General features: G+C 36.2%; 28 protein-coding genes. All 28 read left to right on the forward strand.

From position 1 onward, the window contains the following. The first annotated feature begins 71 nt into the window (after window positions 1-71). Complete coding sequence (purR, locus tag HMPREF0520_RS02845; protein WP_006729405.1) at window positions 72-908, forward strand: pur operon repressor; 837 nt, start codon at window positions 72-74, stop codon at window positions 906-908. Between the two features lie 33 nt (window positions 909-941). Then, complete coding sequence (gene glmU, locus HMPREF0520_RS02850) at window positions 942-2,327, forward strand: bifunctional UDP-N-acetylglucosamine diphosphorylase/glucosamine-1-phosphate N-acetyltransferase GlmU (RefSeq protein ID WP_006729406.1); 1,386 nt, start codon at window positions 942-944, stop codon at window positions 2,325-2,327. Between the two features lie 93 nt (window positions 2,328-2,420). Further along, a complete protein-coding gene (locus HMPREF0520_RS02855) occupies window positions 2,421-3,386 on the forward strand; it encodes a ribose-phosphate diphosphokinase (protein ID WP_006731442.1) in 966 nt (321 codons plus the stop codon). Between the two features lie 245 nt (window positions 3,387-3,631). Beyond that, a complete protein-coding gene (rpsJ, locus tag HMPREF0520_RS02860; RefSeq protein ID WP_006729408.1) occupies window positions 3,632-3,940 on the forward strand; it encodes a 30S ribosomal protein S10 in 309 nt (102 codons plus the stop codon). A gap of 27 nt (window positions 3,941-3,967) precedes the next feature. Then, on the forward strand, window positions 3,968-4,597 hold the full coding sequence (gene rplC / locus HMPREF0520_RS02865; protein WP_006729409.1) for a 50S ribosomal protein L3: 630 nt from the start codon (window positions 3,968-3,970) through the stop codon (window positions 4,595-4,597). Between the two features lie 14 nt (window positions 4,598-4,611). Next, on the forward strand, window positions 4,612-5,226 hold the full coding sequence (gene rplD / locus HMPREF0520_RS02870; protein WP_006729410.1) for a 50S ribosomal protein L4: 615 nt from the start codon (window positions 4,612-4,614) through the stop codon (window positions 5,224-5,226). Beyond that, the gene (rplW, locus tag HMPREF0520_RS02875; protein WP_006729411.1) at window positions 5,226-5,528 is read left to right on the forward strand and encodes a 50S ribosomal protein L23; all 303 of its coding nucleotides are present in this window, start codon (window positions 5,226-5,228) and stop codon (window positions 5,526-5,528) included. The genes rplD and rplW overlap by 1 nt, the downstream gene beginning before the upstream one ends. A gap of 15 nt (window positions 5,529-5,543) precedes the next feature. Then, on the forward strand, window positions 5,544-6,380 hold the full coding sequence (gene rplB, locus HMPREF0520_RS02880; RefSeq protein WP_006730514.1) for a 50S ribosomal protein L2: 837 nt from the start codon (window positions 5,544-5,546) through the stop codon (window positions 6,378-6,380). Between the two features lie 22 nt (window positions 6,381-6,402). Further along, entirely contained in the window at window positions 6,403-6,687 is a 285-nt protein-coding gene (gene rpsS, locus HMPREF0520_RS02885) for a 30S ribosomal protein S19 (RefSeq protein ID WP_006729413.1), read from the forward strand. An 18-nt stretch (window positions 6,688-6,705) separates the two neighbouring features. After that, complete coding sequence (rplV, locus tag HMPREF0520_RS02890; RefSeq protein WP_006729414.1) at window positions 6,706-7,059, forward strand: 50S ribosomal protein L22; 354 nt, start codon at window positions 6,706-6,708, stop codon at window positions 7,057-7,059. Between the two features lie 14 nt (window positions 7,060-7,073). Next, window positions 7,074-7,748: a 30S ribosomal protein S3 gene (rpsC, locus tag HMPREF0520_RS02895; RefSeq protein WP_006729415.1), complete on the forward strand. Its 675-nt coding sequence runs from the start codon at window positions 7,074-7,076 to the stop codon at window positions 7,746-7,748. Window positions 7,749-7,750: 2 nt separating this feature from the next. Next, window positions 7,751-8,188 (forward strand): 50S ribosomal protein L16, encoded by a 438-nt coding sequence (gene rplP / locus HMPREF0520_RS02900; RefSeq protein WP_006729416.1) that lies wholly within the window; start codon window positions 7,751-7,753, stop codon window positions 8,186-8,188. Then, complete coding sequence (gene rpmC, locus HMPREF0520_RS02905) at window positions 8,178-8,363, forward strand: 50S ribosomal protein L29 (protein ID WP_006729417.1); 186 nt, start codon at window positions 8,178-8,180, stop codon at window positions 8,361-8,363. Before rplP ends, rpmC begins: the two co-directional genes overlap by 11 nt. Window positions 8,364-8,385: 22 nt before the next feature. Next, the gene (gene rpsQ, locus HMPREF0520_RS02910; protein ID WP_006729418.1) at window positions 8,386-8,652 is read left to right on the forward strand and encodes a 30S ribosomal protein S17; all 267 of its coding nucleotides are present in this window, start codon (window positions 8,386-8,388) and stop codon (window positions 8,650-8,652) included. Window positions 8,653-8,680: 28 nt separating this feature from the next. Further along, window positions 8,681-9,049, forward strand: coding sequence for a 50S ribosomal protein L14 (gene rplN, locus HMPREF0520_RS02915; protein ID WP_006729419.1), 369 nt, complete (start codon window positions 8,681-8,683; stop codon window positions 9,047-9,049). Between the two features lie 20 nt (window positions 9,050-9,069). Next, window positions 9,070-9,312, forward strand: a complete 243-nt coding sequence (rplX, locus tag HMPREF0520_RS02920; protein WP_006729420.1) for a 50S ribosomal protein L24 — start codon at window positions 9,070-9,072, stop codon at window positions 9,310-9,312. A 14-nt stretch (window positions 9,313-9,326) separates the two neighbouring features. Next, window positions 9,327-9,869 carry a 50S ribosomal protein L5 gene (gene rplE, locus HMPREF0520_RS02925; RefSeq protein ID WP_006729421.1) on the forward strand — a complete coding sequence of 181 codons (543 nt, stop codon included), beginning with the start codon at window positions 9,327-9,329 and terminating at the stop codon, window positions 9,867-9,869. A 15-nt stretch (window positions 9,870-9,884) separates the two neighbouring features. Beyond that, window positions 9,885-10,070 carry a type Z 30S ribosomal protein S14 gene (locus HMPREF0520_RS02930; protein WP_006729422.1) on the forward strand — a complete coding sequence of 62 codons (186 nt, stop codon included), beginning with the start codon at window positions 9,885-9,887 and terminating at the stop codon, window positions 10,068-10,070. 26 nt (window positions 10,071-10,096) lie between these two features. Then, window positions 10,097-10,495, forward strand: a complete 399-nt coding sequence (gene rpsH / locus HMPREF0520_RS02935) for a 30S ribosomal protein S8 (protein ID WP_006729423.1) — start codon at window positions 10,097-10,099, stop codon at window positions 10,493-10,495. Window positions 10,496-10,519: 24 nt separating this feature from the next. Next, window positions 10,520-11,050 (forward strand): 50S ribosomal protein L6, encoded by a 531-nt coding sequence (gene rplF, locus HMPREF0520_RS02940; RefSeq protein WP_006729424.1) that lies wholly within the window; start codon window positions 10,520-10,522, stop codon window positions 11,048-11,050. Between the two features lie 26 nt (window positions 11,051-11,076). Continuing rightward, on the forward strand, window positions 11,077-11,436 hold the full coding sequence (rplR, locus tag HMPREF0520_RS02945; protein ID WP_006729425.1) for a 50S ribosomal protein L18: 360 nt from the start codon (window positions 11,077-11,079) through the stop codon (window positions 11,434-11,436). Between the two features lie 17 nt (window positions 11,437-11,453). Beyond that, on the forward strand, window positions 11,454-11,966 hold the full coding sequence (gene rpsE, locus HMPREF0520_RS02950) for a 30S ribosomal protein S5 (RefSeq protein ID WP_006729426.1): 513 nt from the start codon (window positions 11,454-11,456) through the stop codon (window positions 11,964-11,966). A 12-nt stretch (window positions 11,967-11,978) separates the two neighbouring features. Then, window positions 11,979-12,164, forward strand: a complete 186-nt coding sequence (gene rpmD, locus HMPREF0520_RS02955) for a 50S ribosomal protein L30 (RefSeq protein ID WP_006729427.1) — start codon at window positions 11,979-11,981, stop codon at window positions 12,162-12,164. Between the two features lie 30 nt (window positions 12,165-12,194). Next, window positions 12,195-12,635 (forward strand): 50S ribosomal protein L15, encoded by a 441-nt coding sequence (rplO, locus tag HMPREF0520_RS02960; RefSeq protein WP_006729428.1) that lies wholly within the window; start codon window positions 12,195-12,197, stop codon window positions 12,633-12,635. Next, window positions 12,635-13,939 (forward strand): preprotein translocase subunit SecY, encoded by a 1,305-nt coding sequence (gene secY, locus HMPREF0520_RS02965; protein ID WP_006729429.1) that lies wholly within the window; start codon window positions 12,635-12,637, stop codon window positions 13,937-13,939. The genes rplO and secY overlap by 1 nt, the downstream gene beginning before the upstream one ends. A gap of 9 nt (window positions 13,940-13,948) precedes the next feature. Then, complete coding sequence (locus HMPREF0520_RS02970; RefSeq protein WP_006729430.1) at window positions 13,949-14,599, forward strand: adenylate kinase; 651 nt, start codon at window positions 13,949-13,951, stop codon at window positions 14,597-14,599. 75 nt (window positions 14,600-14,674) lie between these two features. Next, window positions 14,675-14,896 carry a translation initiation factor IF-1 gene (infA, locus tag HMPREF0520_RS02975; RefSeq protein WP_006730493.1) on the forward strand — a complete coding sequence of 74 codons (222 nt, stop codon included), beginning with the start codon at window positions 14,675-14,677 and terminating at the stop codon, window positions 14,894-14,896. A 14-nt stretch (window positions 14,897-14,910) separates the two neighbouring features. After that, window positions 14,911-15,027: a 50S ribosomal protein L36 gene (gene rpmJ, locus HMPREF0520_RS02980; RefSeq protein ID WP_006729432.1), complete on the forward strand. Its 117-nt coding sequence runs from the start codon at window positions 14,911-14,913 to the stop codon at window positions 15,025-15,027. Window positions 15,028-15,039 lie beyond the last annotated feature (12 nt).

Genomic DNA, 15,039 nt, shown 5'->3' on the forward strand with positions numbered 1-15,039 from the left:
GAGTATTATGTATTGTTGACTGAAGGGGTAATCTCTTATAAATTAATCATGTTTATTTAGGAAGGATTAATATGAAACGCTCAGAAAGATTAGTGGATATGGTGCAGTACTTGACGACACATCCACATACATTAATATCATTACCTTTTTTTGCTACTCGTTATGATTCTGCGAAATCATCGATTTCTGAAGATTTAGCAATTTTACGTAATACATTTGCTAAATATGAAATTGGCATTTTAGAAACTGTTGCTGGTGTTGCAGGTGGAGTTAGACTTATACCATTTATTGGGTTTAATACGGCAGGAGACTATTTAAAACAACTAGCTGATCGGATTGAAGATCCAGAAAGAATTTTGCCAGGTAATTTTATATATTTATCAGATGTTTTAGGTGATCCACAAGAATTAAGACATGTGGGTGAATTAATTGCTACGAAGTATGCTTATAGTAATGTTGATTATGTGATGACTATAGAAACTAAGGGCATCGCCATTGCTAATTCGGTTAGTCGCTTGTTAAATGTGCCTTATGTTCTAGTACGTAGGCGTCCTAAAATTACTGAGGGTGCAACAGTATCTGTTAATTATGTTGCTTCATCTAGTGATCGCGTAGAAAAAATGGAATTGGCTAAGCGTAGTTTGCCTGAAGGCTCAAATGTCCTAATTGTAGACGATTTTATGAAGGGCGGAGGGACTCTAAATGGTATGGAAGAATTAACTAAAGAGTTCAAATGTCATGTTGTTGGTATGTGTGTCCTATGTGAAGCAAGTAATCCAGTTAACAAAGTAGTTGATGATTATCAAACTTTAGTAAAAATTACGGAAGTTGATCGCTCAAAAGGGATTATAAAAGCTAAGCCGGGTAATTTGTTGGAACAAATTGATTTCCAAAAATTTCCAAAATAAAATAAAGATACCAAAATTGAAAGGAAATGTGCGATGAATAAATATGTTGTTATTTTAGCTGCAGGTAAAGGTACAAGAATGAAGTCCAAACTTTATAAGGTTTTGCACCAAGTATGTGGAAAGTCAATGGTTGAACATGTAGTTGATGCTGCTCAAGGTACAAATCCTGATAAAATAGTTACAGTTGTAGGGAATGGGGCTTCTGATGTTAAAAGCGTTTTAGCTGGTAAATCTGAATTTGCATTTCAAAAAGAACAATTAGGCACAGGACATGCTGTTTTAGCTACTGCAGACTTATTGAAAAATCTATCAGGATATACAATTGTTACTACAGGAGATACACCTTTATTTACTGCAGCTACTTTTAATGAATTATTTGAACAACATATTCAGCATAAAAATAGTGCTACAGTTTTGACTGCTATAGTTAAGGATCCTTTTGGTTATGGTAGAATAATTCGAGATGCAGCGGGTAATGTTTTACGTATTGTAGAACAGAAAGATTGTTCTGCTTCTGAAAGTGCTATCAATGAAATAAATACTGGTGTATTTTGTTTTGATAATAAAGAATTGTTTAGTGCTCTTCAAAAAGTTACTAACCATAATGCTCAAAAAGAGTATTACTTGACTGATGTTTTAGAAATTATGCGTGAAAAAGGATTAGTAGTTGGTGCTTGTCAGATGGCTGATTATACTGAAAGCTTGGGTGTTAATGATAGGATTGCTTTAGCTGAAGCAACTAAGTTAATGCAAAGACGTATTAATGAACAACATATGAAAAATGGTGTAACTTTAATAGATCCAGCCAATACTTATATTGATTGTGATGTTCAAATTGGTAGTGATACTATTATAGAACCTAATGTTGTTATTAAAGGAAATACAATAATAGGAAATGAATGTTATATTGCATCTGGTTCCCGTTTGGTTAATGCTAGAATCGGTAATAATGTGACGATTACATCGTCTACTATAGTTGATTCTACTATGCATGATAGATCTGATATTGGTCCCAATTCACATTTGCGTCCTAAATCAGAGATTATGTCGGGAGCTCATATTGGTAACTTTGTTGAAGTTAAAAAAGCAACTATAGGTGAAAATACTAAATTAGGTCATTTAACTTATGTTGGGGATGCTACTTTAGGAAAAGATATTAATGTTGGATGTGGTACTATCTTTTCGAATTACGATGGTGTTGAAAAATTGCATACTAATGTTGGAGACCATACTTTTATAGGAGCAGGTTCTACACTAATAGCACCTGTTAATATTGCCGATCATGCTTTTATTGCTGCAGATTCAACGATTACCAAGGACGTTGCTAAGTATGACATGGCGATCGCTAGGGGACGTCAAGTTAATAAGGAAGGATATTGGCATAAGTTACCATTAGCTAAAAATAAAGCTTGGGATTAGTACTTTTGAGAATTATGATAAATAAAATTATGCAGATATATATTTTTTTGTTATCATAGTAATGAAATGTTGCTTTGTTGTGTGGAGGAAATTATGTCGCAATTGGACAATGAAATAAAGATATTTGCTCTTAATTCAAACAAACCATTAGCAAAGAGTATTGCTGATACAGTGGGCGTTGAATTAGGCAAGTCGGATGTTAAGCGTTTTAGCGATGGTGAGATTCAAATTAATATTGACGAATCAGTACGCGGTAAGGATGTATTTTTAGTACAATCTACTAGTGCCCCAGTAAATGATAATTTAATGGAATTATTGATCATGATTGATGCTGTTAAACGTGCTTCAGCTAAAACAATAAATTTGGTCATGCCATATTATGGTTATGCTAGACAAGATAGAAAAACTAGGGCTCGTGAACCAATTACAGCAAAATTGGTTGCAGATATGTTGCAAGCTGCTGGTGCTACAAGAATTCTTTCATTAGATTTGCATGCACCACAAATTCAGGGATTCTTTGATATACCAGTTGATAATTTGATGGGTGCACCATTATTAGCAGATTATTTCTTAAGCCATGGATTAGAAAAAGACGCTGTCGTCGTTTCTCCTGACCATGGTGGTGTAACACGAGCACGTAAATTAGCAGAGTTTTTGAAGACATCCATTGCGATTGTTGATAAACGTCGGCCTAAAGCTAATGTTGCTGAGGTTATGAATATTATTGGAGACGTTAAAGGTAAGCGTGCCATTATTATTGATGATATGATTGATACAGCAGGTACTATAACGCTTGCTTCTCAAGCATTAATTGATGCAGGTGCTACTGAAGTTTATGCATCTGCTACACATGCTGTTTTATCAGGACCTGCAATTCAGAGACTGAATGATTCTCCGATTAAAAAATTGATTTTAACGGATTCCATTAATCAACCTGAAGAAAAACAATTGAGCAAAGCAGAATTAGTGTCTGTAGGACCACTAATGGGTAGAGCAATTAAATTTATTATTAATAATCAACCAGTAAGTCCATTGTTTGACACGCGTTTTCAAAAGTAAAAATCATAAAAATTAGGCTATCGATTAGTAGCCTATTTTTTATGTAAAAAAATAAAAAAAGATAAACAAAATATTGATATTGCAATAAAAATCTTGTACAATAATATACGTGTTGCTATGCAGTAACACGCTGTTGAGCTTAGACGCAAAAGGTTGCGGAATGCCCGGCTGCATTGCCACAGGGGCGTGCCGGTAATTTTTGCAGAGCTAGTCATCTTTTTAAAGAAGACGAAGGAGGTTATTAGATGGCAAGTCAACAAATTCGTATAAGACTTAAGTCTTACGAGCACAGTATTCTCGATGAATCAGCTGCTAAAATCGTAGCTACAGCACAAAGAACTGGTGCTGAAATATCAGGTCCAGTTCCATTGCCTACTGAAAGGACATTGTTTACAGTATTACGTTCACCATATATGAACAAAGACTCACGTGAACAATTTGAAATTCGTACGCATAAGCGATTAATTGATATTGTGAATCCTACTCCAAAAACAGTGGATTCATTAATGAAGCTTGATTTACCAAGCGGCGTTGATATTGAGATTAAATTATAGTTTTTTAAAAAATATGGAGGTGTAATCATGACCAAAGGAATCTTAGGAAGAAAGGTCGGTATGACCCAAGTCTTCTCTAAAAATGGTATTTTGGTTCCGGTTACTGTTATTGAAGCTACTCCTAATGTAGTTTTACAAGTTAAAACTAATGAGTCAGACGGATATGAAGCAGTACAAGTTGGATACCAAGATGTTAGAGAAGTTTTGAGCAACAAACCGGCTAAAGGTCATGCTGCAAAAGCAAAGACAGCCCCTAAGCGCTTCATCAGAGAAATCCGCGATGTGGAGCTTGAGGGATACGAAGTCGGCTCAGAAATTAAAGTGGATACATTTAGTGAAGGTGACGTAGTTGACGTTACTGGAACTTCAAAGGGTCATGGTACTCAAGGTAACATTAAACGTTGGGGACAATCTAGAGGTCCTGAAACTCACGGTTCAAGATATCACAGAATTCCAGGTTCAATGGGTTCTATTATCAACCGCGTACCTAAGGGTAAAAAGTTACCTGGTCACATGGGTGGCAAGCAAGTAACTGTTCAAAATTTAGTAATCGAAAAAGTAGTTCCGGAAAAGAATGTTTTACTTATTAAAGGTAACGTTCCCGGTGCAAAAAACTCATTAATTATTGTTAAGTCTGCTGTTAAGGCAGCTAAATAGGAAGGAGGACTAGAATGGCTATAAAAGTTATCGACCAAAAAGGCAAATCTGTTGGTGAAGTAGATTTAAATAAATGCATTTTTGAAGTTGAACCTAATGATAGCGTTGTTTTTGAAGCAATCATTAGACAAAGAGCTGGTAAGCGTCAAGGTACTCATGCTACTAAGAATAGATCAGCTGTTAGCGGTGGTGGTAAGAAACCTTGGAAGCAAAAGGGTACAGGACGTGCTCGTCAAGGATCTATTAGAGCACCACAATGGCGTGGTGGTGGTACTGTATTTGGCCCAACTCCTCGCTCATATAAAGTTGATATGCCACGTAAAGCACGTCGCTTAGCTATTAAGTCAGTTCTTTCTCAAAAAGTTGCTGACGGCAATTTGATCGTTCTTGATCAATTAACTTTGGCTACACCTAAAACTAAAGATTTGAAAGCTATTTTCAGTGCTATCAAAGTTTCAGGTAAGGTATTAGTAGTATCTGATGACAAGAATGTTCAATTATCGGGTAAGAATTTACCACAAGTAAAAGTTGTACCTGTTAATGGATTAAATGTTGTTGATGCGGTTGACTATGAAAAATTGTTATTGACTCAAGACGCTATTAAGAGAATTGAGGAGGTATTGGCATAATGGATGCACATGATATCATCTTACGCCCTGTAGTTACCGAAAAGTCAATGGACTTGATGGATGACAAAAAGTACACATTTGATGTATTAGTATCTGCAACTAAAACACAAGTTCGTAATGCTGTTGAAGAAGTTTTTGACGTTAAAGTTAAAAATGTAAACATTATGAATGTTCGTGGTAAGGATAAGAGAGTCGGTCGTTATACTGGTAAGACTGCTCGTCGTAGAAAAGCAATCGTTACTCTTACTGAAGATTCAAATTCAATTAAGATCTTCAATGATAACGAATCAAAGGAAAAATAATAGGAGGTCAGTCAATTGGCAATTATTAAATATAAGCCAACTACAAACGGAAGACGTAACATGACTACTTCTGACTTTGCTGAAATAACTAAGAAAAAGCCTGAAAAGACTTTACTTGAGTCTCAAAGTCACAAAGCTGGACGTAATTCATATGGTCATATTACTGTAAGACACCGTGGTGGTGGCCACAAGCAAAAGTACCGTATTATTGACTTCAAACGTAACAAAGATGAAGTAAAAGCAGTTGTAAAGGCAATTGAGTATGATCCAAATAGAACAGCAAATATTGCTCTTGTTCATTATACTGATGGTGTTAAGTCTTATATCTTGGCACCCAAAGGTCTAACTGTTGGTACGGTTATAGAATCAGGTAAAGGTTCTGATATTAAGCCAGGTAATGCTTTACCATTAGCAGATATACCTGCAGGTACTGAAATTCATAATATTGAATTGAAGCCAGGTAAAGGTGGCCAATTAGTAAGAAGTGCTGGTACATCTGCACAAGTGTTAGGTCAAGATGGCAGATATACTTTAGTAAGATTACAAAGTGGTGAAGTTAGAAAGATTTTATCTACTTGCCGTGCAACAATTGGATTAGTTGGGAATGAACAACATTCTTTGATTCAACTTGGTAAAGCAGGTCGTAGTCGTTGGTTGGGCAAGCGTCCTCAATCACGTGGTTCTGTAATGAACCCTAATGATCACCCACATGGTGGTGGTGAAGGTAAAGCACCAGTTGGACGTACTCAACCTATGACACCATGGGGTAAGAAGTCTCGTGGTATCAAGACTAGAAACAGTAAAGCAAGCAGTGAAAAGCTTATTATTCGTCATCGCAAGGGTAACAAATAGTTAGACAGAAGGAGGGTTATTAATGAGCCGTAGTATTAAAAAAGGACCATTTGCTGATTCACATCTTATAAAGAAGATTGAAGCACAAGAAAGTTCTGAGAAAAAGCAAGTAATTAAAACCTGGTCACGTCGTTCAACTATTTTTCCTTCTTTTGTTGGTTACACAATAGCTGTTTACGATGGTAGAAAACATGTTCCAGTTTATGTTACTGAAGATATGGTTGGTCACAAGTTAGGCGAATTTGTTCCTACAAGAACTTTTCGTGGTCATAAGTCAACTGCTGATAAGGCAACTACTACTAAGTAAGAAAGGAGAAACTTATAAATGGCAGAACAAATTAATTCAGCTAGATCTGAAGCAAGAACTGTTCGTATCGCTCCTAGAAAAGCCCGCTTGGTTGTAGACCTTATTCGTGGCAAGAGCGTTGCGGAAGCTTTGGCAATCTTAGAATTTACTCCAAGATCAGCTTCTCCAATCGTTAAAAAGGTTTTGAAGTCAGCTATTGCAAATGCTGAACATAACTATGATCTTGAAAGTGCGAACCTTTACGTATCTGAAGCATATGTAAATGAAGGTCCAACTTTAAAGAGATTTCGTCCACGTGCTAAAGGTTCTGCTTCTCCAATTAACAAGAGAACCAGTCACGTAGTCGTTAAAGTATCTGTTAAAAACGATTAAGGGAGGCAAAATTAATGGGTCAAAAAATTAACCCAAATGGTTTCCGTCTTGGTATTAACCGTGATTGGGAAGCTAAATGGTATGCTGGTAAAGATTACGCTAATAATTTAAATGAAGATTTACGTATTAGAAAATACATTGAACAAAAATTAGCTGATGCATCCATTTCTAATGTTGAAATTGAACGTGCTGCAAATAGAATTAATCTTTCTATTCATACTGCTAAACCTGGTATGGTAATTGGTAAAGGCGGAAAAGAAGTTGAAGAACTTAGAACGCGTCTAAATACTATTACAGGTAAAAATGTTCATATAAATATTGTTGAAATTAAAAAGCCTGATTTAGAAGCAAAATTAGTAGGCGAAAGTGTTGCTAAACAACTTGAAGCAAGAATTGCTTTCAGACGTGCTACTCGTAAGGCTACTCAAAGATCAATGCACGTTGGTGCTAAAGGTATTAAGGTTCAAACTGCAGGTCGTTTAAACGGTGCAGATATGGCTAGAAGAGAATGGCATACTGAAGGTAGTGTTCCTTTACATACTTTGAGAGCAGATATCGATTATGCATGGGTTGAAGCAGCAACCACTTACGGTCAAATTGGTGTAAAAGTTTGGATTAATCGTGGTGAAATTTTACCACAACGTAAGAACAAGCCTGTTGCTTCTAAGAAAGCGAAGGGAGGAAACTAATAGTGTTAGTACCTAAGCGTGTAAAGCACCGTCGTGAATTTCGTGGAAAGATGCGTGGTGAAGCAAAAGGTGGAAAGACTATAGCATTCGGTGAATATGGTTTACAAGCTGTTGAATCATCATGGATTACTAATAGACAAATTGAAGCAGCACGTATTGCTATGACGCGTTATATGAAACGTGGTGGCCGTGTATGGATCAAAATTTTCCCACATAAATCATATACCGCAAAAGGTGTAGGTGTACGTATGGGTTCCGGTAAAGGTGCCCCTGAAGGTTGGGTAGCAGTTGTAAAGAGAAGCAAGATCATGTTTGAAATTGGTGGCGTTTCAGAAGACGTTGCACGTGAAGCATTAAGACTTGCTTCTAACAAACTCCCAATCAAAACTAAGTTTGTTAAGAAGAATGTGGAAGTAGGTGGCGAATCTAATGAAGACTAAAGATATCAGAGCTTTAACCACTGATCAAATGTTAGAAAAAGAAAAGCAATATAAAGAAGAACTCTTTAACTTGCGTTTCCAACAGGCAACCGGTCAATTAGAAAACACCGCTCGCTTGAAAAAAGTCCGTAAGAATATTGCCAGAATAAAGACTATTCTGAGCGAGAATAACTAGTTGGTGGAAGGGAGTTATTAACTTGAGCGAAACTAACGAAAGAAATCGTCGACATGTATATCAAGGTCGTGTTGTTTCTGATAAGATGGACAAAACTATAACAGTTGTTGTTGATACTTATAAGAATCACCCAGTTTATAAGAAGCGTATTAAGTATTCTAAGAAATACTATGCTCACGACGAAAAGAACGAAGCTAAAATTGGCGATATTGTTCGCATCATGGAAACCCGTCCATTATCACATGCGAAGCGTTACCGTCTAATTACGATCGTTAAGAAGTCTATTTAAGTCTCAATTTTGAGGGGAGGATAATCTAGTGATCCAACACGAAAGTCGTTTAAAGGTTGCTGACAACTCTGGTGCAAGAGAATTGCTTGTAATTAAAATATTAGGCGGTTCTACTCGTAAAACCGGTAATATCGGTGATATTGTAGTTTGTGCTGTAAAACAAGCAACACCGGGTGGCGTTGTCAAAAAAGGCGATGTTGTTAAAGCAGTTATTGTTAGAACTAAATCAGGTGCACGTCGAGAAGATGGTTCTTACATTAAGTTTGATGAAAATGCTGCAGTTATCATTAATGCAGATAAGAGCCCTCGTGGTACTCGTATTTTTGGACCAGTTGCTCGTGAATTGCGAGAACACGATTTTATGAAGATCGTGTCACTTGCTCCTGAAGTATTATAAAGATATAGGGAGGTGCACTGATGTTTGTAAAAACAGGTGACAAAGTTAAGGTTATTGCCGGCAACGACAAAGGCAAGGAAGGTATTGTTCTTTCAGTTAATGCTAAGACTAACCGAGTTGTTGTTAAGGGCATCCACAAGGTAAAGAAACATGAAAAGCCATCACAAACTAACGCCAATGGTGGTGTAGTTGAAAAAGAAGGTTCAATTCATGTTTCAAATGTAAAAGTTATTGAAAAAGCTAAAAAAGAAGATAAGAAATAGGGAGGAGGACTCAAATGGCAAATACATTATTAGAAAAATACAAAAAAGAAATAGCACCAGCATTGAAGGAAAAATTCAATTACTCATCAACTATGCAAATTCCAAAGATTGAAAAGATTGTGTTGAACATGGGTGTCGGTGATGCTGTTTCTAACGCAAAAAATCTTGATGAAGCTGTTGAAGAATTAACTTTAATTTCAGGTCAAAAACCTCTAATTACTAAAGCTAAAAAATCAATTGCCAACTTCCGTTTACGTGAAGGTATGTCTATTGGTGCTAAGGTAACACTTAGAGGAGATAGAATGTATGACTTTTTATATAAGTTAATTAATGTTTCACTCCCACGAGTTCGTGACTTCCGTGGTGTTAGTTCTAGATCATTTGATGGTCGTGGTAACTATACTCTAGGTGTCAAAGAACAGTTAATTTTCCCTGAAATCGATTATGATAAGGTTAATCGTGTTAGAGGGTTAGATGTTGTTATTGTAACTACTGCCAAATCAGATGAAGAAGCACATGAACTTCTTGCACAATTTGGTATGCCTTTTAGTAAATAATTTGGAGGACAATTAATGGCTAAAACATCTCAAATCGTCAGAAATCATCGTCCTGCTAAGTTTTCTTCACGTGAATACACACGTTGTGAAAGATGTGGACGCCCACATTCTGTATATCGTAAATTTAAATTATGTCGTATTTGCTTGAAAGATTTAGCACACAAGGGTCAAATTCCTGGTCTTAAAAAGGCAAGTTGGTAATTAACGATAAAGGAGGCAATTTTTAAATGGTCATGACAGATCCGATTGCAGATTACTTAACTAGAATCAGAAATGCTAACATGGCAAAGCATGAATCAGTTGTAATTCCTGCATCATCAATGAAAAAATCACTTAGTGAGATTTTAAAGCAAGAAGGCTTCATTCGTGATTACCAAGTTGAAGAAGACAATAAACAAGGATTAATTACAGTCTTCTTGAAATATGGTCCTAACAATGAGCGTGTTATTTCAGGCTTGAAACGTATTTCAAAACCTGGATTAAGAAATTATGTGAGTGCAGAAAACTTACCTAAAGTTCTCAATGGATTAGGTATTGCCATCATCTCAACTTCTGCTGGTATTATTACCGATAAAGAAGCAAGAGAAAAGAATGTTGGTGGCGAAGTTATCGCATATGTTTGGTAATTAGGACAGAGAGGAGAACTATTAATGAGCCGTATTGGTTTAAAGGTTATTAACGTTCCTGAAAGCGTCACAGTTACCAAAAATGGTGACAATATCACTGTTAAGGGACCAAAGGGTGAACTTACTAGATATTTTGATCCACGCATCATTTTTGAACAAAAAGATGGCGAAATAACTTTCAGTCGTTCTAGTGAGTCAGATAAAGCTCTTCATGGTACATCAAGAGCTAATCTTGCTGCAATGATTGAAGGTGTTAATACAGGCTACGTTAAGAAATTAACATTAGTAGGTGTTGGATACCGTGCAAATGCACAAGGTAAAAAATTAACATTAAATGTTGGTTATTCACACCCAGTTGAATTTGAAGCACCAGAAGGTGTAACAGTTACTACTCCAGCAGCAACTACTATTCAGATTGAAGGTATTTCAAAGCAAGTTGTTGGTCAATTTGCTGCAGAAATCCGTGATGTAAGACCACCTGAGCCATATAAAGGTAAAGGTATTCGTTACGAAGATGAATATGTACGCCGCAAGGAAGGTAAAACAGGTAAATAATAAATAGAAATTTTTGAGGTGAAATTGTGATTTCAAAACCAGATAAAAACAAGTTGCGCGCAAAGCGCCACAGACGTATTCGTGGTAAAATTTCTGGTACTGCAGAGCGCCCACGCTTAAGTATTTTTAGATCAAACAAAAACATCTATGCTCAATTAATTGATGACGTAGAGGGTGTAACGCTCGCAAGTGCCTCAACAAATGATAAAGCTATTACAGCTGAAGGTTCTAAGATTGAACAGGCAGCTCAAGTAGGTAAGGCTTTAGCTGAAGCAGCATCTAAGAAGAACATTAAGACAGTAGTTTTTGATAGAAGTGGTTACTTGTATCATGGTCGTGTTGCCGCTCTTGCTGAAGCAGCTCGTGAAAACGGATTAGAGTTTTAGGAAAGGAGAATTAACTAATGGCAAACCACAACGATTCTCGTAAAGATCGTAAAAAAGACGATATTGAAGATCAATTAGTAGCTATTAACAGAATCACCAAGGTTGTTAAAGGTGGACGTCGCATGAGATTTGCAGCCGTGGTTGTTGTCGGCGATAGAAAAGGTCATGTTGGCTTTGGTACTGGTAAGGCTCAAGAAGTTCCTGAAGCAATTCGCAAGGCTGTAGAAGCTGGTAAGAAGAGAATGATTGAAGTACCTGTTGTTGGTACTACTATTCCACATGATGTTTTAGGACACTTTGGTTCAGGTAGCATTATGCTTAAGCCCGCTGAAGCTGGTTCCGGTGTAGCAGCTGGTGGTGCTGTACGTATTGTTATGGATTTAGCTGGTATCTCTGATGTTACTTCTAAATCATTGGGATCAAACACTCCAATCAATGTAATTCGTGCTACTATGGACGGTTTAAAGAAGTTAAAGACTCGCGAGGAAGTATTAAAACTTCGTGAATCTGCAAAGAGCTTAGAAGATTAAGGAGAATAGAATATGACTGAATTAAAAGTTACCTTAATTAGAAGTGCCGCTCACCGTCTTCCTAATCAAAGAAAAGTTGTTAAGGCTTTAGGATTAGGAAAAGTTAGCAGCAATGTTGTTTTACCTGATAACGCTGCAACTCGTGGTGCTTTACTGAAGATTGCACATTTAATCTCAGTTGAAGAGGTTAGTAAATAATTATATAGAATCTAAGGAGGTGCTCGATTAATGAAGCTTAATGAATTAAAAGCTACAGAAGGTTCTCGTCGCAATAGAAAACGTGTTGGACGTGGTACTTCTAGTGGTTATGGTAAGACATCAGGTCGTGGTCAAAAAGGACAATTAGCACGTTCAGGTGGTAAAACTCGTTTAGGTTTTGAAGGTGGACAAATGCCTTTGTACAGAAGAATGCCAAAACGTGGTTTTAACAACATTAACCGCAAAGAATATGCAATTATTAATTTAAACGATCTTAACAAATTTGAAGCTGGTAGTGAAGTGACTATCGATTCATTAAAAGAAGCAGGTATTGTTAAAAAAGAACTTGCTGGTGTCAAATTGTTAGCTAACGGTAAATTAGATGTTAAATTAACTGTTAAAGTTAATAAAGTATCAGAATCAGCTAAGAAGGCTGTTGAAACTGCTGGCGGAACTGTTGAGGTGATTTAATGTTCACTACCTTGAAGAACGCTTTTAAAGACAAAGAAATAAGAGGTAAGATTTACTACACTTTGTTTATCCTTTTACTTTATCGTATAGGAGCTAACATTGCTGTCCCTGGTATTAATGCAAAGGCTTTAGCTATATTAGCTAATAGTTCTGCTAAAAACTTGATACCTATGCTTGATACTATAAGTGGTGGTGGGTTAGATACATTTTCCATTTTTGCTTTGGGTGTATCTCCTTACATAACAGCCCAGATTGTTATTCAACTTTTGCAAATGGATATTGTTCCTAAGTTAGTTGAATGGGGCAAACAGGGTGAAGTTGGACGTCGAAAGACCAATCAGGTTACTAGATATTTAGCTTTAGTCGTTGCATTTATCCAAAGTATCGGTATTACATTAGGTTTTAACGTATTAACGCAAATGGGCTTGGTTCGCACACAAACTGTTGAGACATATGTACAAATAGCAATTATTATGACGGCCGGTACAATGTTATTAACATGGTTGGGTGATGAAATTACTGACAAAGGGTTAGGTAATGGAGTATCTGTGTTGATTTTTGCTGGTATTATCGCCAGATTACCTCATGGTCTATACAAGTTGTTTAATGATAGTATTATTAATACATCTTCTAGTGATAGGATTAATGGTATTTTGTTCTTCATTGGTATGCTCATTATTATCTTTTTAGTAGCTAAATTTGTTACATGGTTTCAGCAAGCAGATTTACGAGTACCAATACAATATACTCGTAGAGCAACTTTGAGTGGATCTGAAAGTTTTCTACCATTAAAAATAAATGTATCTGGTGTTATTCCTGTTATCTTTGCCAGTTCTTTCATTGTGACGCCTGCAACAATTTTGGAAGCGTTCAGACTAAATCATGGTGGAGATCAGTGGTTCCAAGTTTGCCAAGAGATATTTAGCTTACAAACTACATATGGTGCATTGATATACACATTTTTGATTGTTTTGTTTACATTTTTCTATGCTTTTGTTCAAGTTAATCCAGAGAAATTATCTGAAAATTTGCAAAAGCAAGGTGCATATATACCTAGTGTTTGGCCAGGTAAGGATACTCAGAAATATGTATCTCAAATTCTTATGCGTATTTCAACTGTTGGTGCCATATTTTTAGGATTGGTAGCTCTCTTGCCTCAGTTAGCAACTAATATGTGGAACTTACCGCAATCTATTGGATTAGGTGGTACTAGTTTATTAATTGTTATTGGTGTAGTGCTTGAATTATCTCGCCAAATTGATGGTCTGTTAATGAAGCGTGAATATGTTGGATTTATTAGATAGGATAAAGAAATGATTAATTTAATTCTTTTAGGCTTGCCTGGTGCAGGAAAAGGAACTGCATCAGAGCGTATTGTAGATGAATTTCATTTAGCACATATTTCGACTGGTGATATGTTTAGAGAAGCGATTGCTAATGAAACACCAGTAGGTCTAGAAGCTAAAAGTTATATTGATAATGGTAATTTAGTTCCTGATGAAGTTACAGCCAAATTGGTTGAAGAAAGACTTCAACAGAAGGACACAGAAAAAGGATTTATTCTAGATGGATTTCCTCGTACTACTGTTCAAGCTGAATTATTGGAAGATATTACTAAGCGTTTAGATAAGAGACTTACTAATGTTATTTCTATTGATGTTAGTGAAGATGTTTTGATTAAGCGTTTATCAGCTAGATATATGTGCAAGGCCTGTGGAGCAACCTACAATAAAATTTCTAATCCTACAAAGGTTGAAGGTAAATGTGATCGTTGCGGTGGTTCAGAGTTTTATCAGCGTGATGATGACAAACCTGAGGTAGTAAAGAATCGTTTAGAGGTTAACAAGAAAATGAATACGCCTTTAAAGGATTTCTACGATAAAAAAGGAATATTGTCATCAGTAAATGGTGAGCAAACCCCCGACAAGGTATTTGAAGAAATATATGATATTCTGAAGAAATAGGATCTCTCATTGTTTTTTTTGATATCCGTGTTATAATTCCTTAGTGTGGCTAGTTGTCAATTTGGAGGAACAATTTTGGCTAAAGAAGACGTCATAGAAGTTGAGGGTAAAGTAATAGATACTTTGCCTAATGCTATGTTTAAAGTTGAATTAGAGAATGGTGCTACAATATTAGCCCATGTTTCAGGTAAGATTAGAATGCATTACATTAGGATCTTACCTGGTGACAGAGTTACTGTAGAATTATCCCCTTATGATTTAACAAAGGGTAGAATTACTTATCGTTTTATCAAATAATTACGGAGGCAAACATGAAAGTTAGACCATCTGTTAAGCCAATGTGTGAGCATTGCAAAATTATTAAAAGAAATGGTCGTGTTATGGTTATTTGCTCTGCAAATCCAAAACACAAACAACGTCAAGGTTAATATAATTACTAA

This window comes from Lactobacillus iners DSM 13335 (assembly GCF_000160875.1).
GTDB lineage: Bacteria > Bacillota > Bacilli > Lactobacillales > Lactobacillaceae > Lactobacillus > Lactobacillus iners.